We start from the raw sequence: 22409 nt of genomic DNA on the forward strand, positions 1-22409 counted from the left end.
TAGGTGTTATCAATTGTGATTGCGCCTTTTAAGTTGATTGCGCCATTGGCTGAAATTGCCCCACCCGCTGAAATTGCATTCAAGCTAACACCTGAACCTGTCCCCGCTGAGTTATCCGTAATGGCGATTAGGGTGATTGCTTGTTTAGATCCGCTAGTGTTATTTAGCGTGAGGGTTGGCGTTAAGTTCGCACCAGTGATGTTGAAAGTTAATGCCGTAGTTTGAGTGATGGTTCCATCTGCAATGATTTGAATGCTTGTTCCAGCATTAATTGCAGTTTGGATTTGTGTTGCACTAACGTTTGTTTGATTGGTGAATAAGAGTGGATTGGTTCCGGTTGAAGTTCCAGCTGTTGTGCTAATGGTGACGTTAGTTGGATCTAGTAGCCACATTCCACCACGACCTGCATTAATACTCGATAGTAGATTAAGGGTTGCACCGGAGGTTTCGATCAAACCACCATTTTGGTTGTTGATGTCAGTTGTTTGCTGAGAGGCATTGAGACTCGTTACTTGATCTAGGCTGACAGATAAAGCAAAAGGCAATGTCCCATTTTTTGCATCATTGCCTATTAATATTTTGCCACCTTGGTTTGCGCCAGTTGCTTCGATTGAAGCATTTTGGATGGTGACATTATTGTTTGCGGATAAACCAATGCTTCCACCACGACCAGTGGAGCCGTTTGTCTGAATAATGCTGTTCTGAATATTGAGATCGCCGTTGTTAGCGATAAGAGTGATGGCGCCGCCATCTGTTGAACCGTTTGCTGCAATGTTGCCTGCTACTGTTATTTGATCGCCTGAGAATGCAATCAAACCACCTGGGCCATTATTGCCATTGGCCTGCACTACGCTACCGGATTGAGTATTGATGCTTGGGGCTGATGCATAAATAGTTCCACCCGTTGTACCGTTCGCCTTGACCTGCGCTGTAGCCTGTATGTTCAGCAAGTTGCTAGCTACGAGGTGAATCACGTTGCTATTAGATTGAGTGACAGTCGCCTGGATAGCGCTTGCATCGTTAGCTGCTGAGCTGGAGTAAACCCGATTCAGATTTTGATCGGCGCTCTGCGCTAAAAGGTAGGCAGGTAACTCATCTGGGCGCTTAGCTATGCCGTTAACGGTAACGATACTGACGCCATTGACTGGCAAGTTAGCATTCAGGCTAAGGCCACCTGATACATAGATAGCTTGAGCTAATAATTGAATGGAATTACCCAGTGAACCTGAGTTTGCGCCAAAAAGATAGTTAGTTGATTGGATAGACCCGGTGCTATAGATAGCCTGAGCCTGAACAGTGACCTTGCTTGCGTTAATAGAGCTACCTACGTTCAAGTAGGCAATAGATGAACTAATGATCACATCTAAATTTTGCCCGCTGATATTGGCATTTAGATTAAAGATACCTGCTGAGGACAAGGTTAGAGTTGTGTAATTCAATCCTGCTTTAAGGATATCGGCCCCGCTAGCAATGGTTAAGCTACCACTACCGTTTTCAGTGCAAGCGCCCATTACTGGGCAAGACGTTGTATTGGTAGTTACCGCAATCGTCACGTTGTTGTTTGATAAAGCAGCAGAAATCACATTAGCTGCTGAACTGTTAATGATGAGATCGATAGGGTCTAGTAACCATGTGCCGGTTTTGCCGTTACTTGCACCGGTATTGATCTGAGCCTGGGGAGCTAGCGCCACAGATCCTTTAGAACTAGTTTCAATAAAGCCGCCATTGCCCGATATTGCACCGCCCATAGACTTGAGAACGCCAGCAACAGTGGTTTGCACTTCAGACCAGATTGCAATTGATCCGCCATTACCTGACTTTGTTGCCGAAGTATCAATCAGAGCATTTTCTTGGACAGTCACTGTCTTGGCTAGTTGTTTGCTATTAGCGGCCGCATCAGCATTGGCTTTGATTCCAGCCTGGCTTGAAGTGTTGATCTGACTTCCGCCTGATACTACTGTGTTAGCAAGGCCGATATTGACTTGGCCACCGGCAGTTGCACCAGTAGCTGTTGTTTTGGAGTTTTGGCTAATCGTGATGTCATTACCCACGATATTGATCTGTCCACCTTGACCATTTTGGCTATTGGCACTGATCTTACCAGCCTGGGTCACCGTATTAGCTACCAGCTCAATAACACCACCATTGTTCACCATACTGCCAGCCGAGATTTTTCCAGTGTTATTGATAACGCTGGCCATGATCTGATTTGCAGAACCTACAGCAATCACCACTAAACCGCCGTTAACCTCAACTACCCGCCTATTTTCAATAAGTCCTTGATAGATCGCTTTATCCACCTTTAGGGAAACCAGGGAATTTCCCTTGAAATCGAGGGTAATTTGCTCCCCCGATCCTAAAGCAACCGTTCCAGCCCCTTTTTTAGCGATCAGGTAGCCATCATTACGAACTTCTGGAGCCAGCAATGCAATGTATCCGCCATCAACATTAGTTTTAATTTTTCCTTCGTTGATAACCTGTCCCATGCCATTACCTTTGTAGGTTGACTTACCTTCCATGAAATCTTTATCAGCAATATTCATAGTGGTCGCAACAACACCAGCAGCGTTAACTTCAGACCCCTTAGCAAAAGTTACACCGTTTGGATTTACAAAAATCACTTGGCCATTTACTCTAACTGCACCTTCGATCATCGAAGCAGATGCGCCAGTAACACGATTCAAAGTCACCGCGCTTGTATTCGGCTGATTGAAGTTGACCGTGGCATTTTTCCCAACATTAAAACTATCCCAATTGATAACCGCACGTTGTGAAGTTTGGTTCACATTCATCGTTGCCGATGTCGCAGTTTGCGTTTGCAAAATCGATGCATTACCAGCAACCACTTGACCGTTTGTTGGGAGAGCTAATTTTGGCAGAATAGGCATTGCTGGATTTGCAAATGCGCTTGCCGTTGCCATGATTGAAGTTGCAAAAAATATGCGTGCAATTGCGCCTGCGAAATGTACTTTCACAAAACAATTTTTTATTGAAATTTTTGACTTCAGGAGCGACCCGAATTCAAGCGTATTTTTCACTAGACTTTCTACTACTTATGGGAGGTACGTATTGTCCCAAAGGCTTATAGATATTGGTATTAGCTATGGGGATAACATGCTAGAGCCCCTGATTTAAGAGGCTCTCTTTAACCCCATGAGGTGTCGGAAATACAAAAACTAACAATACCTCTAAATTGATTCCAGCTTTTCAGCTTCGTGAAGTTGTTTTTGTAACTCTCAGCTCATGACAATTTAGAGTGCGAATTTGCTAAAAATAATTCTATTTTTAGATGTTGCTGCCAAGACAATTTGGCGTGCGGAATGAAGGCTGCTCTAGAAGTTGTAACTTGCCGTAATCCAACCTCTAGGCTGCGTTGTTGTGCCATCAGTATTGACTGCCTGACCATAAGAGTTATACAGTGGATTTTGACCTACTTTCCAAGCCACCATTGCTCCTAAATTCCATCCCTCATAATCCCACTTCACTCCAAAACCAGCCCCCATTAAAGAGTAAGTATTGTTGGCGTTAGTATTGCCTTGCCAAGCTGGGTACATAAATTTGTATTGCTGTACTACGCCACCATCAAAGAATGCAGAGAGCGTTAATTTAGGCTGCAACTCATGACGTACTTCCAAGGTGAAGATACCGCCCTGAGCGCCACCAGACTGAGCAACTGGATATGCTCGCACTCCATAAGGACCACCTAAATAAAACTGCTCTGCTGAGTTCAAATTAGTAGAAGCAAATTGACCAGATAAAGCGGCATACAAAGTGGTTGTGCCTTCTTCTACCAATTGTTGGTTGCGATTACCAGAAAATGTCAGCTTGCTAAAGTTACTTGGTGTAATGGGCTGGTAAATCGCTGGCGATGTACCTGGCACCGCATACATGCTGTAGTTAGCCATACTCGTTGCCAAGATATCTAGGTGTCCCAATACTGCAGTCACTGATCCACTCGTAATAGCCCCATACCCCAAGCTATCAACAAAATTACCGGATAAGCCTGCTGAGATATTGTTAATGTTATAGGCGCTGATAGTGGTGCTGGTAATTGTGTTGCGGTTGTTATAGCTCTTAATATCGTAATTGAGACTGGTATTGAGATTGCCTCCCTGCGCACGTATTAAAGGATATGCAGCACTGACTCCAGTAGTCCACGCATCACCGGCGCCGCCAGTAGATGCGTAGTTACTCACGTTCTTATATTGCAAATAGGTTCCTGCAAGACCTAGCCTTAAGCCATCCCTAGAGCCTGGTAGAGAAATGGCACCCTGCAAATACTGCGACCCCTGCGAAAAGATTCCATTCACAGAAGCTGAGTCGCCGATACCCAGGGGGCCATTGAGATTCATGGCAAAGACACCTTGGTTTGCCCCGGTCGTGCGGCTTCCGTAGTTGTTTGCTTCAACTCTCCCCTGCACCATATCTGGCTGAGTTAACTGCAAGCGCAAATTAGTTTCACCTTCTTTCTCTCCAGGCTCTAATTGGCTGGAGGCCATCACACCAGGAGTTTCATTGAGGATGACGATTGCTCGCTCAACCTTATCTAAATTGAGGGGATCACCTAGAGGATTGGCGTAAGTAATATAAGAAGCGGCGCGCTCCTTACTAAAGCGTGTTGGACCTTGTGGGTTTTCTACCTCAACCTTACCGAGCTTTGCTTCAGTGATCAGAATCTTTACAACACCATCGGCAATCTTTTGCGGCGGTAATATTGCTTGGACTGTGTAACCTTTGCTGCGGTAGAAGTTCTGAATTGCGTCGCACGCCCTTTGCAAATCATCAAAGCTGACTGGTACGCCCACCCATGACCGAATAGCCAATTGAACTTCAGCCTCAGGAAGAATACCAATTCCCTCCAATACGAATGACTTCACCGTAAAACGTAACTCACCCTCTTTGGGCGCACTCGGTTGAATTGGAGCAGCCCTTCCAGGCTCAGGAAGTGCAAGGGGGGATGGCAACGGTAACTGCTGCTCTAATCCCTGTTGCAAAGCACCAGCATCTACTTGAGCATAGGCGTGTGATGTGGCAAATAAAACCAGAATCGCACAAGATAATCGCGAAATTTGGATATGAGAAAATTTGGCAACTGAAATCACAAGAGATATTCCAATAAAGGGACATTCTCCTTACAGAGAATAGAGTTAAAAATATCCTGTAAATTTAAATGGTTATAGGAGAAATTCCCATTGGCTCTTAGGCTAATAAAGAATGGGGGAATCTAATAAGCTGATCTTAGAACCTGGAATTGTGCAGACAATAAAAAACCACTTTAAGTTTTCACCCAAAGTGGTTAAACCCGTAGGAGCGGGCAAGCAGAACTAATTATTTTTTCTTAAAAAGACTGGAATAAAGGCTTCATCATTTTTAGCCTTTATTGTTGTTACTCCAGAATGCTGTCTCCCCACACCATCTAACTCAACATCTAATGCTTTGGCATAAACCTCAGCATTACTTAAAGTATTTTTTGGTGCTTGCTTGAATCCCAGCAATTCACCATTTTCAATGCGAACCAATTCATAAATTGCTAAGCCACAAGAACCCGCAATCGCAGACAATGTCAGGCCACGCGTCTCTCGCGCATCACGAAGATGCCTACCGATCTGCCTAAAGGATTGTATGTGTGCTAAGTTCATAAGACCCTGCATAAATTAAGGTCTCTATAGACTTCCCCGCGAGGACGCTAGTCAATTAGCCGAGAGGCTAACTAGATGAAATTTCAATCACAAACTTAGCGCCGCCGCCAACAGTATCTTCATAATGGATCGAACCACTATATCTAGTGACAATATGCTTACAAAGCCATAGCCCTAGGCCCATACCGGTCTGCTTGGTTGTACTCAAGAGCTCAAAAAGATGGGATTTGAAGTCCGCAGGTACGCCTGGTCCATTGTCAGAAACACAGAGGCGGACGACCTCACCAATCTTAGTAGCCTCTATAGCAATATGACGCTGGAGCGTTCCTGAGTTAGCCAAAGCCTGTGCGGCATTGTTGACCAAGTTCAATATCACTTGTTCAATTTCAGATGGATTAACCATAATTACCAAGTCATCATCAACTCGAAGCTGAGTTTGAATATTCTTAGACTTTAGCTCTGGCCTCACAATATCTAGAACTTTTGCTATTAAATCACCCAATTGAACTTCTTGAGCATTCGCTTCACCTTCTGCAAATATTGACCTGAGTGATTTAACAATCGTAGCCGCACGCCGGTTGTCGGCCTCTAGGGAATCCAGGATTTCTTTATCTAACTCAGGATTGAGAACTCCCTTTTCTAATTTCATTTTAAGAAACTGGATATTGAGGTTAGATGCCCCAAGCGGTTGATTAAGTTCATGAGCAATAGATGCAGATAAGGCACCAGTAGCGGCAGTTTTATTAGCCTTCATCAATCCGTAGATGAGGCGCGCTCTTTTTCTTTTAAGAGCTCAGTGATTTTTTGGTTTTCTCTAGCAACTTGGATATTCTCAATACTGAGCCTTTCCATCCAATACCCCAGTACTGCTATATAGGAAAGAATATCGATGCCAAGCCAAGACCATCTAATGGCGGAGCTAATCGCACCTTCTTGATATAGATTAATGGCTGATGGAGCACCCTCAATATATAAAGCTAAAATTCTTGCAAACGTGAGGGCTAATTCAATGGCAATCGTATAGAACAAAAACCTCAGTTGAGTAGATTGAACTTTCTTTAATTTAGTTAATTCAACTAATTCCCAAATAAAGCAAGCTGCAGCCAAAAAACTCACTAGGGAAACTCGTTGCGCAAAAGATCCGCTTTGTCTTAAGTATTCAAAAAAACTGCAAAAGCCAATAACCCTACAACAATCAGAATATGAATATATTTTTTTACTGGCATCGAAAGAGCTCGACAAAATAGCCCTAAATAAAAAAAATTTGCAATAAAGCATGTGTTAGCTAAAGTAAGTAGAGTTAAAGATAAAGTTGATGCAGCTGAGAAAAGCGTGAAGGCGGACGCATTCAACGTTAGGGCAATCAACCAAAATTTTTCAGGCTGCTTATTTTTGATTGGCCTGAATACGGATATTGAACCGAATAGCAGTCCCCACAAGATTAGGGCAGCAACAAAACAAAAGATCTCATTTGGGTATTTCATGGCTGCCATCCTACTACTTTTGTACTTTATATAAGAAATATGCCTTTAAAAGACCGCTTAAAGCAAAGCAATCTACAATTCCTCCAAACATAAACCCTATCCCAGAATTAATGAAGCAATTCTTAAAAAGACTCTCGTGTTGCGCTCTGTGCCTCTACCCATTATTGGGCTGGGGGGTCGATCTGCAACCGAACGATATTGTGGCGCCATTGCCCGATAAGCGTTATGCGCAGATCACCTACTACAACACTGAAAACACCACTTACTATAAGAATGGTTCAGTAATTTCTGCTAGCCCCTTTGCTAGTCCAGTAGTTGATGCCCAAAGTGTTATCCCCAAATTTATTGGAACTTACACAATTGCCAATCTTCCAGGCGCTTCTTATGTGCAGCTACCTTACGGCACCGTTAGGCCTGCTGGCTCACTGTCAGGCACCCCTTCAGATACCGGCATTGGAGATATTGCCTTAGCAACGGCAATTTGGCCCTACTCTAATAGAGAGACTCGTACCTATCTAGGATTAGCCGCCTATCTCACTATTCCTACCGGCGGTTATTCGAGCATGCAACCTTTTAATATGGGTGGCAATCGTTACACAACTGACATTCAATTGGGATATCAACAACCCATCGTTGGCGATCTTGATGGTATGTTTGCAATTGACACTATGTGGTACGGCGGTAATAGCCAATGCTCAGTAGCATGCCTATCCTCTACTAATGTTCCACTTAATCAAAAACCAGTTACCACTACCCAAGTTGGCCCGATCTATAAGATCAATCAAATCTTCACAGTATCTGCCCAGTACTACTACGTAGCAGGTGGCGCCACCACCATTAATAATGTCTACCAGAATAATGTCATCAATACTCAGCGCTTTATGCTCAGCAGCCTCATGCATACCGATATCGGAAGATTTTCTCTACAGTATGGGCGAGATATGGGAGTGCAAAATGGGCTCATACAAACCCGTGTATTTACTTTAAGGTTTTTGAGGGAGTTTTAAATTCTCACTTAATCTTCTGCATTCATCGATATGAACTTTTAAGGCAACTTCGATTCATCTAAATAGCCCGAAGACACGCGGATCAACAATCCGACGAACATATATCGCCACTCCGTAACTAGATTACCGCGTCAAAGTGATGAAAAATTTATTTAAGAGACTGTAAAAATTTGGTCGCCCGCTGAACTGCCTCGTCGTAGCTTGGCTTGTAATTTAATACATCAATCTCAGCAAACTGCGCCTTTAATACTGATGCTCTGATTGCTATCTGACTTATAAATGGATCAGCATTCTTTCGCAAGAATTTAGCTGCTTTTATCAATGCCTCGGGCTCACGCTCAATGACTAAAGACAAGTCAAATAAATCACGGGCAGTTGCCCTGTCGCCTCGATGCCATAATTTCTTTGCCACAATCTCTGCAGCTGTTTCCACCCGAATATGTTGCCCACCAATATTCCACATCTCAAATGGTGCTTCAGTTAGGTTTGGAGAGGCTACAAAGTCAATCTCCCCCTCTGGGCGAATTAGCTTAACGTATGAACTTTGATCTTCGACATAATCTGTACTCACTGCTGCAGCTACATCGCTTAGACGCGGCGTTATAAAACCCAAGTACTGCGGATCTGGGACAAAGATATCAATGTCTTTACTAAGACGATGCTGATATCGAAACATTAATACGGTACCACCCCCGAAAGTCCAGAATGGATCGGGTGTCCCATGACTCTTAATATCTTCAATAATCGAAAGTGCATGTAGCAGCAAATCCTCCCAAACCCCTGAAGGTAAATTACGTTCAACGATAGTCGTCATCAATTAAGCCCATGCCGATCTTGGTGAATGCATCTCATGCGCCCACCGATCAATATTTTTCCAAATTAGTTTGGGGGCAACATGATTTACTGCTGCCGCCTCCTCAACTGCGGACACAATAATTTCTAAAGGCGCCTCATCTAGCAATGTTGCCACATGCGGAAAAATACTTTCCGGTAATTTTCCACATGCTAATGAATGAGATAAGTCGCTACTGTGAAGCTTAGTCTTATAACTAACGCTTGCAGTTTTACTGGCCATATCCAAGCCATGATGTTTTTTGCTGTGCTCTTGAGTGATGACATCCAAACCCAATAGGGACAGCAAGGAGAGCAATTTAGCGGCACCCAAATCCTTCAAAGTGCCTTTCTCTAAATGGTGGATAGTGGACCTTGAAAGACCGCAAAGCTTTGCCAACCGATCCTGGGATAAACCCAGATCAGCACGACGCTGCCCAACTTTGAGACCAATTTCGCGTAAGTTCATGAAGATATTATCCCATAAATTGTGTAATATATTACACATTATTTAAGTCTAATTAGCTAAAAAAGCTATATTGGGGCGCCCGGAAGGGCTTTCCCATTTCTAATCTTGTAAATAGGATCGCGTCTATTCACCTGATCCGAGGCCCAACTTACCCATAAGCGCCAATCAGGGTGTTTTTTGCGGAAATACCTATCAGCCTTCACGGCATTGATAAATGCTCTTATTTCTTGAAGAGCAGCCCATTCAGAAGCATTTTCTTGTAGCTCCTGCCACTGACGCTTTTTCCTCTCAATCTCGTCAGCCTTGTCTTGCTCGATCTTTCGCAAGCGCTCTCTCTCAAGTTCCCTCGCCTCCCTCTCAATCCGCTCAGCCCTACCCTTCACCATTAGGTCAGAGACTATTTCAGAGATTGCAGAGAGCCCCTCTTCAACCGATTTATTGGAGGAATCTTTCAGCATTCGCTCTGAATACGGATCTACATGACTAATCTTTAGTTCAAGCTTTCCACTAGCCGTGTAATTAATGCTAGCCATATAAGCCCTTCTGTGTCCGTCATAACTCATGTAGGAAGATTGGCGCCGTAGAGGTGGAATATGCCTAGTGGCAGTTTCATAAAAACTAAACTGGATAGACTCACCATCAATAACTAAAACTGGTCGGGAGCGGCTATTCGACCAACGCTGATAATTTTTAACCTCAGCACCTTTGCTCAAATACATATTGAGAATCGTTTGAAGAATTCTTTTTGCCCTGGGTACATTATCGGGAGATATCTGAGCATCAAACCCAAATGTAGACTCCCAACGCCCGAAGCGATTGGTTTTTGACTTATCCAAATCCTTAAAAGTTTCTTCAATTGCTGGATGAAATGATCGGCCCTGATAGATAGAAAATTCACCATCAGCTAGCGAAGAATCGGATGCCTCCACCGTTTCTGCAGCAGGTATAGGTTTAACCAAAGACTTAGCCTTAGCCGGCTTCTCCATTTTTTGAAGATTATCAAAGGTAGAAAACTCTGGCTCATCCCCATCATTCCAAGCATGAAGTAATGGCTTTTCAGGCACTGGCTTGCCTAACTCTTTTTTGATCCAATGGCCCATAGGTGGTTTAGGGACATCCGCAATCGAACACCATTTTGACAATGCACTATCAGCAACACCAAGTTGGCTAGAAACCTTAGAAATGGGGAGCGACCAAATTAAATCTAAGATTTCCTGTCTAGAGTATTTTTCCCTCATCTTAACCCCAGGCTTTAGTAAAAATTTAGCTTAAATCAGGAGTATGTTTATTTGTGCATTTCTGTGTTAGATTTACGTTATCAAAAGTTGCGATGTGTCAGGCGGACCCTTTTAATCCGTTGGTAGCGAGTTCGAATCTCGCCCGACCCACCAGCAATACTAAGCCTCGCTTCTGCGGGGCTTTTTTATTGCCAGCGATATCTTTTAAAACTGTCCTTTTTAGCCTGTTTTAGGATCATTTATTGGCTAGGGAATCCAATCCAAATCCAATAAAATAGCGAAATGCCAGCAAAGATTGTCACAACACATCAGCTTCGCCAAAACATCGTTTGCAACGCCATTGCCTCTGCTCGAATTGAAGGCATCGCCCTAGCAACGCAGTTTGAACAAAAACTTACTGACTATATAAACGGCAAAAAAAGTATCGCCCAATTAATAGAACAAACTAAGCAAAGTTATATTAAGAGCACAACCAAATGACGGTCAATTTAAATAAAAAAATTATCATAATTGCCGGACCCAATGGAGCCGGTAAAACTACCTTTGCCAAGAACTTCTTGCCACATGAAGCGCATACTTTTCGCTTTGTTAATGCTGATCTCATAGCTGCTGGTTTAGCGCCATTTAACCCAGAGTCTGTTTCATTCAAAGCAGCTCGATTGATGCTAAACGAATTAGATGAGTACACCAAATCAGGCGAAAGCTTTGCCTTTGAAACTACTCTATCTGGCACACATTATCTGCAACGTATTCAGGAGTGGAAAGATCTGGGGTACGTCATCAAACTCTGGTTTATTGCACTAAGTTCCTCTGAGTTAGCTATTTCACGTGTAAAAGAGAGGGTGGCACAAGGAGGGCACAACATCCCTGAAGAGGTCATTCGTAGGCGATATACCGCTGGCCTCGAGAATTTGCCCAAATATCAAAAAGTTGTAAAATCATGGATATTGTTAGATGGAGATAAAACTCCGCCCGAGCAAACAGACCAAGGTTAACCGTGACGATTCCAAGCAAAGATATACGTAATTCATCAGATCCTGATATTGCTGGATCCTACTACGCCATGCAACGTGCTGGACAAGCTGCAATAGACTTGGCAATTCAAACCAATACTGCAATCGTAACTACCGTTGATGGCAAGATTGTTCGGATCCCTGCTGCAGAACTCATCAAACAGCGTCAACTTACAGCCTAAACACCATTGGTCGCGAGTTCGAATCTCGCCCGACCCACCAGTAATACAAAAGCCTCTAGAGAAGTCTAGGGGCTTTTTCTTTTACCAATCAGCTTAATTAGCATTGTCCCTTCTCTATTGAAGCCTTAACTAGCATCTTGTTTTAATATCATGCTATAATGCATTCATGCTGCATGAATATAGGAGAATGCCATGGGCGCAGTGATAGATCATCAAGTTATTAAATCCATTGGATCCAGCGGGCAGATCTCGCTTGGCAAAGAGCATGCGGGACGTCAGGTATTAGTGGAAACGCCTGAACCTGGCGTTTGGGTGATTCGCACCGCCACAGTTATTCCCGACAATGAGCGTTGGGTACATACGCCAGCCATTAAAAAGGATTTATCAGCAGCCTTGGCCTGGGCACAAAAAACGCCGGCCAAAGCAACTGACCTTTCTAAACTAAAAACGGCTAAAGCTCATGGCGAGAAACGCAAAGCCTGAGCCCTTAGTTGAGCTTGATCTGAATAGCCCCATCTTCCAATCTACCTGGGAGAGTCTGGAGCCAACCGAGCAAGAGAAAGCCTTTGCCACTTTTGAGAAAATCACGCAATTGACCTGGAACCAGGTTTACCGCGACAAGGGATTGAAGTGGGAAAAGATTCATAGCATTCCTGTACCAAAAGATATTGATGCACTCTACTCATTTCGAGTTAGCAAATCAATCCGGGGCATTGGCTTCAGAGAAGATCATTTCCTAAGGGTTTTATTAATTGAACCAGATCATGATGCTGCTTATGGCAAAAAATAAACCGCCACACAAAAGCGTTGGTTACACCACTGTTGAGCAGATCTTCAATTCGCCTGATCCCGATATTGTTGGATCTTATTACGCCATGCAGCGTGCCGGTCAAGCGGCGATTGACCTAGCCATTAAACGAACACCGCAATCGTAACCATGGTTGATGGGAAGATCGTTCGGATCCCAGCTTCTGAGCTCATTAAAAAGCGCCAGCCTAGCGTCTAAGTGCCCTTGGTCGCGAGTTCGAATCTCGCCCGACCCACCAGTTATACAAAAGCCTCTAGAGAAATCTAGGGGCTTTTTCTTTAGATATAAAGAAAACCATAACTCTATATAAAATTCTTTAATGTCAAAAAAATACTCTAGCGAGCCTTTAAGGCGCCAATTTATTGTCAATAACGCTTTAGCATCTGCGCGTATTGAGGGATTTACGCCTTCAACAGAATTTGTTAAGAGTCTTTTAGACTACATTCAAGGCCATCGAAATATTGATGAATTGATAAAAATGGCTAAGACTCGTTATAAAAAAGAACTTTAAGTTTCTTGATCTAAATTTAGCAATTTTTTATCTTCAAAAATTCTTTGCTTGACAGATTTTTCTTCCATCTCATCTAAGAATGCAGTCTCTCGCAGGCGATAATCAATCGTAGGCATTGATAGTAATTTCGCCTTAAGTCCCTCTTGAATCCAAACGCGGTCCCGAATTTCACCGCGGGCGTATTTGGATATCGCGGCATCATTTAACTCTAAAAATAATGCCCTTACATCGCCAAAGTCATGAATCACAAAACGGTCTTCCCAACCATCTGGCAATGTTGGCAAGTCGGGACTAGCAGCATCTACATAGTATCCATACTCATCTTCAAACGGACTGCCCTGGCCAATTAGCGCAGCTATTTCGCCAGCGCGACCTGGATCATCCTTTGGGTACATGTCCACATCGATGGAGCGAACCATTTCATCCGGGGGATCCGCTTTCATCCCAAGCGCAGTCAAACTACCAATAATGACGTAGTCAGTATGGTTGGTGATCTTTTTGGCTTCGGTGAGTACGTGATGAATATGGCTCAGATTCACTGAACTTCTTTCATCAGAAAACTAAATGGTGAATTTTGGGCTAGTGCATGTGCTTGCGGAGCATCTCCACAAACCTCTCGCTCCATTTCGGAGGGGTCTGAATTTATCAGTCTTCTCCAAGAGTCTATATAGAAGCGACTACATAAATCCCGCTCTTCCCACTTTTGAATACGGCCTTCAGCTTGATGTAATACATCATTCCGGCGATCGGAGCGGAGCAAAACCAAGACGTGTTGATGCAACCTACTGAGCTTTTCATACTTCTCGGCATCAGCCTTACGAGCTAAAACACGCATAGGAATGGAGGGCTTTGACTTAATGCTTTGCATTGTTCAAGTATATATAGGAGGCTATAGAAGGGCAAGATTGGCAAAAAACCCTTCATACCATCAAGTTTTAAGCAAAACAGAGGCTTTCAGTTACGTAAAATAATCAGATAAACAGGAGGAAAGATGAAGTCCATTGTTAAAGATATTCGTAACTCTCCAGACCCCGACATTGCGGGCTCCTACTACGCCATGCGACGTGCTGGGCAAGCAGCAATTGACTTAGCAATTCAAACGAACACCGCAATCGTAACCATGGTTGATGGAAAAATAGTTCAGATCCCAGCTTCTGAGCTCATTAAAAAGCGCCAGCCTAGCGTCTAAGTATCCTTGGTCGCGAGTTCGAGTCTCGCCCGACCCACCAGCTATGCAAAAGCCACCTTCGGGTAGCTTTTTCTTTGGAATCTAGAAGCTTGGATTACGGAAGTTAATTTGGGGTAATGTATGCCTAATATTGCTTAATTTGGAGATGCAATAGTGCCATTCAAAAAATTACTGAGCATTACTTTGTTCGCCCTCTTGGCAGGATGTCAGAGCATGGGGTATCAGGAAGGCGCCGCCCCCGTGAATCCCGGCGGAGATGTCACCCTTACCTTTAATTGCACAAGTACGGTTTTTTTTGGACTTGTGAAAAGTGCCCAAGTTTATGTGGATGGCCTTAAAGTCTGTGTCATCCCCAATGCAGGTAATTGCACCGTAAACATACCTTCAGGAAAACATATTCTTAAGGTAGACGGCACAATGTCCGGCTCTTTCGGCGTATTTTCTCAAACCTATCAATTTGACAGCGGTAAAACCTATCGATTTGTTATTTCGCCAAATAGATCTGAAATGCTTTTAGAAGATCCTAGCGGCCCCGTAGGATTCATAGCTGAACCTACATACTACGAGCTCAATAAAACCGCTAACAGCAGCGATAACGGCGAGTTCACTATGAAACCAGCTGATTAGTCGTCAGTGATTGATTAGTCGCGAGTTCTAATCTCGCCCGACCTACTAGTTATAAAAAGGGATTACAGAAATGTGGCCCCTCTTCTGTTGATTGCTTGGAATGTGTCGGTAATTTGTGGTGGCAATAAGCGATCCGTTGGACCGTTGTTGCCTAGGATGGCAAACGACCAAATAAAAAACCACCCGAAGGTAGTTTTAGTATCTCTTGCTTGCCTGGGGCCACATCAAACAGGGCCTGCGATTCTTGGCAAATATTAATTTAACTTGCAGTTTTAAACCTCAAAGCTATCAATATCGTCTCTTAGGCGCACCAGCAAAAGATTGCTTCTTCTCAAGATGTCTAAATGTAATACGGCCTTTGCTCAAGTCATAAGCGGAGATCTCCAAAGAAACCTTATCTCCCGCCAATATACGGATGTGATTTTTTTTCATTTTCCCCGCTGTATAGGCAATAAGCTTATGGCCATTATCTAAAGTAATCCGATAACGAGAATCTGGCAGAATTTCATCAACCAGGCCTTCCATTTCAAGCAACTCTTCTTTTGCCATTTAACATCCTTTATAAAAATAAAAAGCCCAGTCATGCTGGGCTTTAGGCCAGGCAAATAATTTCCGCCTGGCATTTGCTTCTGATTTAAACAGGTTGAATATTGGATGCTAACTTGCCTTTAGGGCCAGTAGTAATATCAAAAGTCACTTTTTGACCTTCAGCTAAAGACTTAAATCCGCTGCTATTAATTGCTGAAAAATGGGCAAATAAATCTTCGCCACCGAGTTCAGGGGTAATAAAGCCGAAGCCTTTAGCGTCGTTAAACCATTTCACAATTCCGTTTGCCATATCTGACTATTCCTTAAAAAATATAAAAGGGGCTATGCCCCAAATGAGGCGAAAGTCAAGAATGGCGGGGGAGATGCTAAGAAGAACTATCGCAGAACTGCGGTATTAATTAATAGTACAACAACACTATTAGCTTGAAAATCGCTAAGTGTATTTTACTCTACTTTCGCTATAAAAGATTATTTATTTACAGATCACCCTTTAAAACAGCCATAGATAAAGGTAAAAGTGCCTTGGCAATCCGTTGGTCGCAAGTTCAAATATCGCCGGACCCACCAGTAATATCAAGCTCCAAATGAAGGTTCGGGGACTTTTTCTTTGGAGTTCCGCTAATATCCAATAACAGGCGTTCCTTTCCGCTAAATATCAACCCAAAAAGAACTTTAAAAATGAGTATGGACCCAAAAATACTAGCCTTTGATGTCTTTGGAACAGTAGTTGACTGGCATGGATCAATCGCGGCTGAAGCCAAAAGACTCAGCCTGCCAGTTGATCCCAATGAATTCGCTGCAGCATGGCGTAATGGTTATAAACCAGCAATGGCTAAGGTGCGCTCTGGAACTCTGCCATGGACAAAGATTGATGATTTACATCGTATGATTCTTGATGACATATTGAAGACATTCAACATTACCTCGCTGTCCGAATCACAAATACATGAATTTAATCTAGTTTGGCATCGCCTCAATCCCTGGCTAGATACAGTCGAAGGGCTGACAAGATTAAAAGGTAAATTTACTATCGTTACCTTATCTAATGGAAATCTTGGCCTGCTTGCAGATATGGCCAAGAATGCAGGACTTCCTTGGGACTTAATTCTTTCAGCTGAAGTATTTCGTCACTACAAGCCTGATCCAGAAACTTATTTAGGTGTCGCGGAGATTTTCAATGTCCTCCCCGAACAGGTGATGCTTGTGGCGGCTCACAAAGATGATCTTCTGTCAGCAAATGCCTGTGGACTTCAAACAGCTTTCATTGAAAGACCACTAGAGTTTGGCCCTAACTTCTCAAGGCAAGATTTGCATCGTGAAGAATTTACCACTTACCACGCCGAAGATCTTATGGACCTTGCAACACAATTGAATTGCTAATCCCAAATTATTGCAACAGGTATCAGGCAGTCGCTCAATCGCATATTCATCCAATAAGACCCAACCCGGGGATTACTTCAATATAGAACCACTCAATGCGGCTACTGAGTCCTGCAATATTGCCCATCCAAAATAGCTTTTATCCAGCACGCCTAGTGGATCAGCGGTGCATCAATCACTACACCCCAATTCTAGAAGCTAGACTTAAACTTGCAGGTGAACGACTGGCTCAGTTACTCAATAAAACCCTTCAATAGACTTCAAAGAGATGACAGCTGAGTTTTATTTAGTTCTATCCATTAATGCATCATAAATAGGTTCTTGTTTTAGCAAGACAGGGATGATGGAGCAAATCACACTAGTAATCAGCAGGGGAATAATTAAGCTAACTTTGCCACTCATCTCTATTGCGAGCAAAATTCCGGTAAGGGGCGCTCTAACGACTACTGTAAAAAATGCCGCCATTCCCACTAATGCAAAGGCAATGGGATCAAGTTGACCGAGTGCAAGATGGCTCAATATTGGGTTCATTGCAAGTACAAATAACACGCCAATACCAGAGCCCATCAACAGGATTGGTGAAAATATTCCGCCTGGCACTCCTGTGGAATAACTAATAGGCCCCAGAAAGAAACGGCCAAGTATCAAGAGCATGAGGGGCAGCAAGAAATAGCCTTTACTCAAGATGGATTGAACTTGTAAATCTCCTCCACCCACTAGATTTGGATAAAAATAAGCCAGTGACCCCACCCCAAAACCAATGATGAGCGCTTTGTTCACCGGAGAAATGCCAGAAAATGAATCGGTAATATTTAAGGCGCCAATAATCGTTCGACTATACAGAGTGGCTATGAAACTCAATAGCACTGCAAATACACCATAGCAATACAGACTAAAGCCAGAATCTGGCAACAGGTCACCAACTACAAATTCAATTGAATTTCCGAAGTAAGCTCGAAACACAATGACACCTGAAGCTACTGCAGCAATAGACACCATGAGTCTTTTAATGGAGATTTTTTTAGATATCTCCTCAAATGAGAATGCAATTCCCGATAGTGGCGCATTAAAAGCCACTGACAATCCTGCGCCAGCTACAGCGGTATATAAAAGTGATTGCTCAACCACTTTATGGCGGAATAATTTTCCACATTCGGAGCCAATAATGGCAGCCATCTGAACCGTTGGCCCCTCCCTGCCCAAAGCCATTCCAGATCCAATGGATAACAAGCCGCCAAAAAATTTAATTGGTAAGGCCCTAAACCTACTAGGTTTAGCTGCCCCGTGCATGACTGCCTCTACATGCTGAATACCACTACCGATTGTCGAAGGCTCTAACTGAACCAACATGCGAGCTATTCCTACACAGGAGCTAGTGATGAACCCCACTACGATAAATCCAGAAATGAACCATCCTGTATCGATGGTATGCAAATAGGCAATAAATGAAAGAAAGTGAATAGTGATGAAATTTAGTGCAGCTCTAAATGTGCCGCCCACTATGCCCACCAAAGCCCCTGCAAAGGCAGCCACCAACAACACCTTAAGAGTGTCGAATGGCGAATCAGGTAAATCTTCTGATTGAATGCTATTCATTATTCACAAAGCCCGGTCAAAAGCAGGCTTCCTGAAAAGAAACCAAATGGCTTCTTTTTTCCTTTTACAAACTCATCGATATTCAAATAATCAACAAAGGCTCCGCCACTACCTTCAGCCTTCTGCTCCCAAATTACTTTGTAGGAATTTTTCCCACCAATTGACGGAAATACTTTAGGATTATTAAGAGCATCCATTACGTCCCCAATCACCTCACCGGTACCCTTTATCACAGTAAACTTCTCCCCGACCCTTGGGCTATCTCGCAATACATCTAGAGAACCATCCGCCTTAATGTAGGCATCGCTCATCACTTGGCACTGGTAAAAATGAGGATCGGCATAGGCTTGCAATGGGGCGACTACTGCAGCCATAAAAAATAGAGTGGTTAAGCGATTCATAGTTTTATCTTTTGGCGACTGTTTAGAAATGAAAATTTGATGCGAATAGTTACACTCAGTCTACTAGAAATACAAAAGCCACCCGAGGGTGGCTTTTGTATTTTAGCTATATCAATCTTTGGGCTAAGTGGCCCTTAATGAAGGCGCTCTGCTGCAGGCAGAGCCACAGTCGCAGGATTATCCGTAAACAGCTCATTAGTACTGAGTCCCGAAGCAAAGAGTTGGGCTAGCTCAGGCGGAATGTTCTCATTGGCACAATAAATTCCTCTTTGGCAGCCAAACTTTAGAACAATCAACCCTACAGCCGCAAGCCTCTTTAAATGAAAATCCAGCGTCCCTGAGTCCACTCCAAATCTATCAATGATTTCCTTTGGTCTAACCCCGGCTTTTCCGGAACGATAGATGGACATGAATACCTTAAATCTAGTCTCGTGACCAAGAGCTTCAAAAATCGGCAAGTAAAGAGAGATTTCCATATATTTATCCCCAAACATTCAGAACGAAGATCTAGACTCTTGAACTAGTTTGATGTGCCAGTGGTGAAATCCAAGATAGGTTGTGATTGGCCATGAAAATCGCGCATAGCAACGACATGCATCGACTCCCCTACCTCTGCCACCTCTTCTCTCGCTTCATATTTAATGAGTCGGATTTCTTTGGACAGGCTTTCAGACTTCGGATTCAAATACTCAGGAATTTGATGCGGATTATTTGGATTAGCGCGAACAGCGTCATCCCCGCTCAATTGGATGTTCGTTGCGGCAATCGCCACAGAACCAAATACGAGCAATACCAGCATCAACATAGCAACGAGCTGGTGGCGACCAAAAATAGAAGTTGATAGCATGGTGGATCTCCGAAAAATTGAACTTGGACCATCCTAAGGGCGCCACTATCTCTTAGCCATAGCACTTTAGCTCTAGTCACTCAATTGACACAATTACCCGCAACTTAAATCTCAGGAAAACCCTTAAATTAGCGAGCCAATCAGGGTCTAGCAAAAGATTATTGATCTTGGTCAAGTGTTTATATAGAGCTAAAGTACTAGAAATAGAAAGATAATAGATGTCACAATCATTCTAGATAAAAACACACCCCAAATAGGCCAAGAATAAGGGTCGCCATGCATTCTGTTTCATTGTTAATCGTTGACGATCATCCGGTTTATCGGGATGCACTTCACCAGTTTTTAACCCGCAAATTTTTCTCATCAGGCAATCAGGTCTTTTCTGCAAATTCCATCACAGAAGGCTTGCAAATTGTCCGCTCCCAAAAATCCAGTTGGATCATCCTCTTAGATCTTCTTATTCCAGACTCTGAAAATCAGCTCTTTGGTATCAAAGAATTCAAAAAGCTGGATGAGGTGGTTGCAATTGCAGCCATTTCTGGTCTTGAAGAGGAAAACTTAGAAAAAGAATGTCTCGAAGCGGGCTGCAGTATCTTCATACCTAAAAGCAGCGATACCTCATACATCTATGAAAGCCTTTGTAATTTAATGGGCTTAAGCTCTGAAAATTCTAAGCTGGAGCCGCTTACCGATCGACAAAAACAAATACTGACCCATATTTCTAATGGTGACTCAAATAAGATGATCGCCTACTCCCTGAATATTAGCGAGCAGACTGTAAAGATCCATTTAGGCGATATCTTTAAGAAAATTAAAGTATTTAATCGCACTCAGGCAGTCATCAAAGCCAAAGAAAATGGATGGGTCTAGGACATGGATGCCTTCTCCATTCAAAACAACGACGAGCTACTACTAGAAGAAAAGTACCAGTTTCTTGAGACGGCTTCAAAAACGAATACTGCCGGTACGATCATCGGCCCTTTACTCACTGGAATCTTAGTTTTTCAGGAGGCTGATTTAACAGCGATTCTAATTTGGCTGATCTCTATGTTCATCTGCGTAGGATTCAGAGCCTACATGGTCTTTGTCAAAAATAAAGACCAAAGCCAATCAACGAAACGTAAGATTCTCAACTTAAATGTGGGTGTTTTTTCTGTGACAGCATGCTGGGGTCTTGGATGGCTCATAGTTACACCAACATTGCCATTTAACCTGCAATGTCTTTATCTCCTCATGAGTTCAACAGCAGTCTTTGTTGGGCTTTATGGCTACTCAATTCATCGATCAACATTCTTATGCTTTGCAGCACCGATCTTTATTGGCCAATTCATCATCTCCCTCATTCCTCCGTTTATGTTTCCGTGGCCCATTCTGATGGGTGAATTTGCGTTTTCTTTATATGCTGTCAAGATGGCCTCATATTTTTCTAAATCATGGGTCAAAACAGTTAGCCTACAAATTCAAAATCAGACCCTAAATAAGGAACTTGAATCTGAGCGTAATGTTGCAATCGCTGCAAATATTGCTAAATCAAAATTTATTGCTACTGCTAGTCACGATTTACGACAACCTCTTCATGCCGTCAATATTTATCTTGATTTGTTTGAGCCAAACAAGCTAAGCCAAAAAGAAAAAATTAACTTCCTACAAATCAGAAAAAGCATTCAAACCTTAAACTCGATGTTTAAGTCGCTACTAGATTTAAGTAAGCTGGATGCAAATAGCTCGGACAACCTTGAAAAGTCATTCGAACTAATAGAACTTGCGGGATTTTTATCTAATACCTACACCCCCATTGCAAAAAATAAGAATTTAGTTCTGCAGTTTGATTTTATGAATATGGGGATTAATGGAGATAAGCTGCTATTGCAACAGCTGCTCGGAAATTTAATCTCCAACGCCATCCAATACACAGCTTCTGGAACAATATCCATCAAGCTATCCCCCCAAAATGATCATCTTCATATTTTGATTGAAGATACAGGCTGCGGAATTGAACCAGCTCTACTAGATAAAATATTTGATGAATTTTTTAGAGTAGACAGCACCAGAAATATGCACGATGGTCTAGGTCTGGGCCTATCTATTGTTAAAAGGCTTTGCAAGATATCGGGTACTGAGCTCGCCGTTAAATCTACCCCGGGCGTTGGCACTACATTCACACTGCAAACTCAATATTTAGCTCTAGCCATGCATGATGGTGCGGAATCCTCCACTCAAAATATACTGCATGATCACCAGAATCCTCAAGAGTCGCTCTGGGAAACCAAAACCATCGCCGTATTCGAAGATGATCACACTATTTTTGAGGCCTACAAGCAAGCCTTAACCCAGAATGGCTTTGCCGTTCTCTCGTTGCCTGAAAACAGCCAAGACTTAATGAAACAGCTAGCAAACATTAATCATATTGATTGCATCCTGAGTGACTACCGCCTTGAAACTACGACGGGCGATTTGATTATTCAACAACTGAGAGACAGTTTTGGCGTAGATATACCAGCCATCATCATTACAGCCGATACATCACCGCAGCATATTCAACTCTTCAAGGAGCTTGATATTGAAGTGCTCTATAAGCCAATTGGATATAGCGATATTGTTAATGCCATTAAATTACTTTTAACCAAATAATTCATAA

The 22409-nt window shown here is 43.0% G+C and carries 30 protein-coding genes; 13 read left to right on the forward strand and 17 right to left on the reverse strand.

Going from position 1 to position 22409, the window contains the following annotated elements:
* The 6 genes from AOC28_RS08750 to AOC28_RS08780 form a co-directional block, all read right to left on the reverse strand.
* A partial coding sequence (locus tag AOC28_RS08750; protein ID WP_143143920.1) for a filamentous hemagglutinin N-terminal domain-containing protein occupies positions 1-2975 on the reverse strand: 2975 nt, incomplete at its 3' end.
* A gap of 357 nt (positions 2976-3332) precedes the next feature.
* Positions 3333-5102, reverse strand: a complete 1770-nt coding sequence (locus AOC28_RS08760; RefSeq protein WP_072583599.1) for a ShlB/FhaC/HecB family hemolysin secretion/activation protein — start codon at positions 5100-5102, stop codon at positions 3333-3335.
* 222 nt (positions 5103-5324) lie between these two features.
* Entirely contained in the window at positions 5325-5639 is a 315-nt protein-coding gene (locus AOC28_RS08765) for a helix-turn-helix domain-containing protein (protein WP_158009055.1), read from the reverse strand.
* 67 nt (positions 5640-5706) lie between these two features.
* Positions 5707-6393, reverse strand: a complete 687-nt coding sequence (locus AOC28_RS08770; RefSeq protein ID WP_072583601.1) for an ATP-binding protein — start codon at positions 6391-6393, stop codon at positions 5707-5709.
* A complete protein-coding gene (locus AOC28_RS08775) occupies positions 6393-6755 on the reverse strand; it encodes a hypothetical protein (RefSeq protein WP_072583602.1) in 363 nt (120 codons plus the stop codon). Before AOC28_RS08775 ends, AOC28_RS08770 begins: the two co-directional genes overlap by 1 nt.
* A 35-nt stretch (positions 6756-6790) precedes the next feature.
* Complete coding sequence (locus AOC28_RS08780) at positions 6791-7132, reverse strand: hypothetical protein (protein ID WP_072583603.1); 342 nt, start codon at positions 7130-7132, stop codon at positions 6791-6793.
* Positions 7133-7233: 101 nt separating this feature from the next.
* On the opposite strand from AOC28_RS08780, the gene AOC28_RS08785 reads away from it, so the two are divergent.
* Positions 7234-8130 (forward strand): transporter, encoded by an 897-nt coding sequence (locus AOC28_RS08785; RefSeq protein WP_083564282.1) that lies wholly within the window; start codon positions 7234-7236, stop codon positions 8128-8130.
* A 148-nt stretch (positions 8131-8278) separates the two neighbouring features.
* Here the strand turns inward: AOC28_RS08785 and AOC28_RS08790 are convergent, their stop codons facing one another.
* The 3 genes from AOC28_RS08790 to AOC28_RS08800 all read right to left on the reverse strand — a co-directional run bounded on the left by AOC28_RS08790 (position 8279) and on the right by AOC28_RS08800 (position 10668).
* A complete protein-coding gene (locus AOC28_RS08790) occupies positions 8279-8944 on the reverse strand; it encodes a nucleotidyl transferase AbiEii/AbiGii toxin family protein (protein WP_072583605.1) in 666 nt (221 codons plus the stop codon).
* Between the two features lie 3 nt (positions 8945-8947).
* Positions 8948-9430 (reverse strand): helix-turn-helix transcriptional regulator, encoded by a 483-nt coding sequence (locus AOC28_RS08795; protein ID WP_072583606.1) that lies wholly within the window; start codon positions 9428-9430, stop codon positions 8948-8950.
* A 65-nt stretch (positions 9431-9495) separates the two neighbouring features.
* Positions 9496-10668 carry a hypothetical protein gene (locus tag AOC28_RS08800; RefSeq protein ID WP_072583607.1) on the reverse strand — a complete coding sequence of 391 codons (1173 nt, stop codon included), beginning with the start codon at positions 10666-10668 and terminating at the stop codon, positions 9496-9498.
* 282 nt (positions 10669-10950) lie between these two features.
* On the opposite strand from AOC28_RS08800, the gene AOC28_RS08805 reads away from it, so the two are divergent.
* The 7 genes from AOC28_RS08805 (at position 10951) to AOC28_RS08835 (ending at position 13182) form a co-directional block, all read left to right on the forward strand.
* Complete coding sequence (locus AOC28_RS08805; protein ID WP_072583608.1) at positions 10951-11148, forward strand: antitoxin VbhA family protein; 198 nt, start codon at positions 10951-10953, stop codon at positions 11146-11148.
* Positions 11145-11663: a zeta toxin family protein gene (locus AOC28_RS08810; protein WP_072583609.1), complete on the forward strand. Its 519-nt coding sequence runs from the start codon at positions 11145-11147 to the stop codon at positions 11661-11663. The genes AOC28_RS08805 and AOC28_RS08810 overlap by 4 nt, the downstream gene beginning before the upstream one ends.
* Before the next feature lie 2 nt (positions 11664-11665).
* On the forward strand, positions 11666-11863 hold the full coding sequence (locus AOC28_RS08815; RefSeq protein WP_072583610.1) for a hypothetical protein: 198 nt from the start codon (positions 11666-11668) through the stop codon (positions 11861-11863).
* A gap of 192 nt (positions 11864-12055) precedes the next feature.
* Positions 12056-12346, forward strand: a complete 291-nt coding sequence (locus tag AOC28_RS08820; protein WP_072583611.1) for a hypothetical protein — start codon at positions 12056-12058, stop codon at positions 12344-12346.
* Positions 12324-12653: a hypothetical protein gene (locus tag AOC28_RS08825; protein WP_072583612.1), complete on the forward strand. Its 330-nt coding sequence runs from the start codon at positions 12324-12326 to the stop codon at positions 12651-12653. Before AOC28_RS08820 ends, AOC28_RS08825 begins: the two co-directional genes overlap by 23 nt.
* Positions 12640-12798, forward strand: a complete 159-nt coding sequence (locus AOC28_RS08830) for a hypothetical protein (protein WP_237767781.1) — start codon at positions 12640-12642, stop codon at positions 12796-12798. Before AOC28_RS08825 ends, AOC28_RS08830 begins: the two co-directional genes overlap by 14 nt.
* A 192-nt stretch (positions 12799-12990) precedes the next feature.
* Positions 12991-13182 (forward strand): antitoxin VbhA family protein, encoded by a 192-nt coding sequence (locus AOC28_RS08835; protein WP_072583613.1) that lies wholly within the window; start codon positions 12991-12993, stop codon positions 13180-13182.
* Here the strand turns inward: AOC28_RS08835 and AOC28_RS08840 are convergent.
* Positions 13179-13721, reverse strand: a complete 543-nt coding sequence (locus tag AOC28_RS08840) for a DUF6036 family nucleotidyltransferase (RefSeq protein ID WP_072583614.1) — start codon at positions 13719-13721, stop codon at positions 13179-13181. The genes AOC28_RS08835 and AOC28_RS08840 overlap by 4 nt on opposite strands.
* Positions 13718-14050: a hypothetical protein gene (locus AOC28_RS08845; protein WP_072583615.1), complete on the reverse strand. Its 333-nt coding sequence runs from the start codon at positions 14048-14050 to the stop codon at positions 13718-13720. The genes AOC28_RS08840 and AOC28_RS08845 overlap by 4 nt, the downstream gene beginning before the upstream one ends.
* Positions 14051-14173: 123 nt before the next feature.
* On the opposite strand from AOC28_RS08845, the gene AOC28_RS08850 reads away from it, so the two are divergent.
* On the forward strand, positions 14174-14371 hold the full coding sequence (locus AOC28_RS08850) for a hypothetical protein (RefSeq protein ID WP_072583616.1): 198 nt from the start codon (positions 14174-14176) through the stop codon (positions 14369-14371).
* Between the two features lie 153 nt (positions 14372-14524).
* On the forward strand, positions 14525-14998 hold the full coding sequence (locus tag AOC28_RS08855) for a hypothetical protein (RefSeq protein WP_072583617.1): 474 nt from the start codon (positions 14525-14527) through the stop codon (positions 14996-14998).
* A 288-nt stretch (positions 14999-15286) separates the two neighbouring features.
* Here the strand turns inward: AOC28_RS08855 and infA are convergent, their stop codons facing one another.
* Entirely contained in the window at positions 15287-15547 is a 261-nt protein-coding gene (gene infA, locus AOC28_RS08860) for a translation initiation factor IF-1 (RefSeq protein ID WP_072583618.1), read from the reverse strand.
* Between the two features lie 85 nt (positions 15548-15632).
* Entirely contained in the window at positions 15633-15836 is a 204-nt protein-coding gene (locus AOC28_RS08865) for a cold-shock protein (RefSeq protein ID WP_072583619.1), read from the reverse strand.
* A 395-nt stretch (positions 15837-16231) separates the two neighbouring features.
* On the opposite strand from AOC28_RS08865, the gene AOC28_RS08870 reads away from it, so the two are divergent.
* Positions 16232-16927, forward strand: a complete 696-nt coding sequence (locus AOC28_RS08870) for a haloacid dehalogenase type II (protein WP_083564286.1) — start codon at positions 16232-16234, stop codon at positions 16925-16927.
* A 282-nt stretch (positions 16928-17209) separates the two neighbouring features.
* On the opposite strand, the gene AOC28_RS08875 is transcribed toward AOC28_RS08870, so the two are convergent.
* The 4 genes from AOC28_RS08875 to AOC28_RS08890 all read right to left on the reverse strand — a co-directional run bounded on the left by AOC28_RS08875 (position 17210) and on the right by AOC28_RS08890 (position 19771).
* Positions 17210-18523: a ClC family H(+)/Cl(-) exchange transporter gene (locus AOC28_RS08875; RefSeq protein ID WP_072583621.1), complete on the reverse strand. Its 1314-nt coding sequence runs from the start codon at positions 18521-18523 to the stop codon at positions 17210-17212.
* Positions 18523-18924 (reverse strand): hypothetical protein, encoded by a 402-nt coding sequence (locus tag AOC28_RS08880; RefSeq protein WP_072583622.1) that lies wholly within the window; start codon positions 18922-18924, stop codon positions 18523-18525. The genes AOC28_RS08875 and AOC28_RS08880 overlap by 1 nt, the downstream gene beginning before the upstream one ends.
* Positions 18925-19058: 134 nt before the next feature.
* Entirely contained in the window at positions 19059-19400 is a 342-nt protein-coding gene (locus tag AOC28_RS08885; RefSeq protein ID WP_158009056.1) for a helix-turn-helix domain-containing protein, read from the reverse strand.
* A 44-nt stretch (positions 19401-19444) separates the two neighbouring features.
* Positions 19445-19771, reverse strand: coding sequence for a hypothetical protein (locus tag AOC28_RS08890; RefSeq protein WP_072583624.1), 327 nt, complete (start codon positions 19769-19771; stop codon positions 19445-19447).
* 276 nt (positions 19772-20047) lie between these two features.
* Here AOC28_RS08890 and AOC28_RS08895 point away from each other — a divergent pair, with 276 nt between their 5' ends.
* Both AOC28_RS08895 and AOC28_RS08900 read left to right on the forward strand, forming a co-directional pair.
* Positions 20048-20641 (forward strand): response regulator transcription factor, encoded by a 594-nt coding sequence (locus tag AOC28_RS08895; RefSeq protein ID WP_072583625.1) that lies wholly within the window; start codon positions 20048-20050, stop codon positions 20639-20641.
* Positions 20642-20644: 3 nt separating this feature from the next.
* Entirely contained in the window at positions 20645-22402 is a 1758-nt protein-coding gene (locus tag AOC28_RS08900; RefSeq protein WP_072583626.1) for an ATP-binding protein, read from the forward strand.
* Positions 22403-22409 lie beyond the last annotated feature (7 nt).

This window comes from Polynucleobacter sp. MWH-Adler-W8, assembly GCF_001889925.1.
Taxonomy (GTDB): Bacteria; Pseudomonadota; Gammaproteobacteria; order Burkholderiales; family Burkholderiaceae; genus Polynucleobacter.

Excerpts from the sequence above, each read along its gene's own strand:
- AOC28_RS08765 (WP_158009055.1), bottom strand. The coding sequence starts at position 5,639 with ATGAACTTAGCACACATACAATCCTTTAGGCAGATCGGTAGGCATCTT.
- AOC28_RS08770 (WP_072583601.1), bottom strand. The coding sequence starts at position 6,393 with ATGAAGGCTAATAAAACTGCCGCTACTGGTGCCTTATCTGCATCTATT.
- AOC28_RS08780 (WP_072583603.1), bottom strand. The coding sequence starts at position 7,132 with ATGGCAGCCATGAAATACCCAAATGAGATCTTTTGTTTTGTTGCTGCC.
- AOC28_RS08785 (WP_083564282.1), top strand. The coding sequence starts at position 7,234 with ATGAAGCAATTCTTAAAAAGACTCTCGTGTTGCGCTCTGTGCCTCTAC.
- AOC28_RS08790 (WP_072583605.1), bottom strand. The coding sequence starts at position 8,944 with ATGACGACTATCGTTGAACGTAATTTACCTTCAGGGGTTTGGGAGGAT.
- AOC28_RS08795 (WP_072583606.1), bottom strand. The coding sequence starts at position 9,430 with ATGAACTTACGCGAAATTGGTCTCAAAGTTGGGCAGCGTCGTGCTGAT.
- AOC28_RS08800 (WP_072583607.1), bottom strand. The coding sequence starts at position 10,668 with ATGAGGGAAAAATACTCTAGACAGGAAATCTTAGATTTAATTTGGTCG.
- AOC28_RS08805 (WP_072583608.1), top strand. The coding sequence starts at position 10,951 with ATGCCAGCAAAGATTGTCACAACACATCAGCTTCGCCAAAACATCGTT.
- AOC28_RS08810 (WP_072583609.1), top strand. The coding sequence starts at position 11,145 with ATGACGGTCAATTTAAATAAAAAAATTATCATAATTGCCGGACCCAAT.
- AOC28_RS08820 (WP_072583611.1), top strand. The coding sequence starts at position 12,056 with ATGGGCGCAGTGATAGATCATCAAGTTATTAAATCCATTGGATCCAGC.
- AOC28_RS08825 (WP_072583612.1), top strand. The coding sequence starts at position 12,324 with ATGGCGAGAAACGCAAAGCCTGAGCCCTTAGTTGAGCTTGATCTGAAT.
- AOC28_RS08830 (WP_237767781.1), top strand. The coding sequence starts at position 12,640 with ATGGCAAAAAATAAACCGCCACACAAAAGCGTTGGTTACACCACTGTT.
- AOC28_RS08835 (WP_072583613.1), top strand. The coding sequence starts at position 12,991 with ATGTCAAAAAAATACTCTAGCGAGCCTTTAAGGCGCCAATTTATTGTC.
- AOC28_RS08845 (WP_072583615.1), bottom strand. The coding sequence starts at position 14,050 with ATGCAAAGCATTAAGTCAAAGCCCTCCATTCCTATGCGTGTTTTAGCT.
- AOC28_RS08850 (WP_072583616.1), top strand. The coding sequence starts at position 14,174 with ATGAAGTCCATTGTTAAAGATATTCGTAACTCTCCAGACCCCGACATT.
- infA (WP_072583618.1), bottom strand. The coding sequence starts at position 15,547 with ATGGCAAAAGAAGAGTTGCTTGAAATGGAAGGCCTGGTTGATGAAATT.
- AOC28_RS08865 (WP_072583619.1), bottom strand. The coding sequence starts at position 15,836 with ATGGCAAACGGAATTGTGAAATGGTTTAACGACGCTAAAGGCTTCGGC.
- AOC28_RS08870 (WP_083564286.1), top strand. The coding sequence starts at position 16,232 with ATGGACCCAAAAATACTAGCCTTTGATGTCTTTGGAACAGTAGTTGAC.
- AOC28_RS08875 (WP_072583621.1), bottom strand. The coding sequence starts at position 18,523 with ATGAATAGCATTCAATCAGAAGATTTACCTGATTCGCCATTCGACACT.
- AOC28_RS08880 (WP_072583622.1), bottom strand. The coding sequence starts at position 18,924 with ATGAATCGCTTAACCACTCTATTTTTTATGGCTGCAGTAGTCGCCCCA.
- AOC28_RS08885 (WP_158009056.1), bottom strand. The coding sequence starts at position 19,400 with ATGGAAATCTCTCTTTACTTGCCGATTTTTGAAGCTCTTGGTCACGAG.
- AOC28_RS08890 (WP_072583624.1), bottom strand. The coding sequence starts at position 19,771 with ATGCTATCAACTTCTATTTTTGGTCGCCACCAGCTCGTTGCTATGTTG.
- AOC28_RS08895 (WP_072583625.1), top strand. The coding sequence starts at position 20,048 with ATGCATTCTGTTTCATTGTTAATCGTTGACGATCATCCGGTTTATCGG.
- AOC28_RS08900 (WP_072583626.1), top strand. The coding sequence starts at position 20,645 with ATGGATGCCTTCTCCATTCAAAACAACGACGAGCTACTACTAGAAGAA.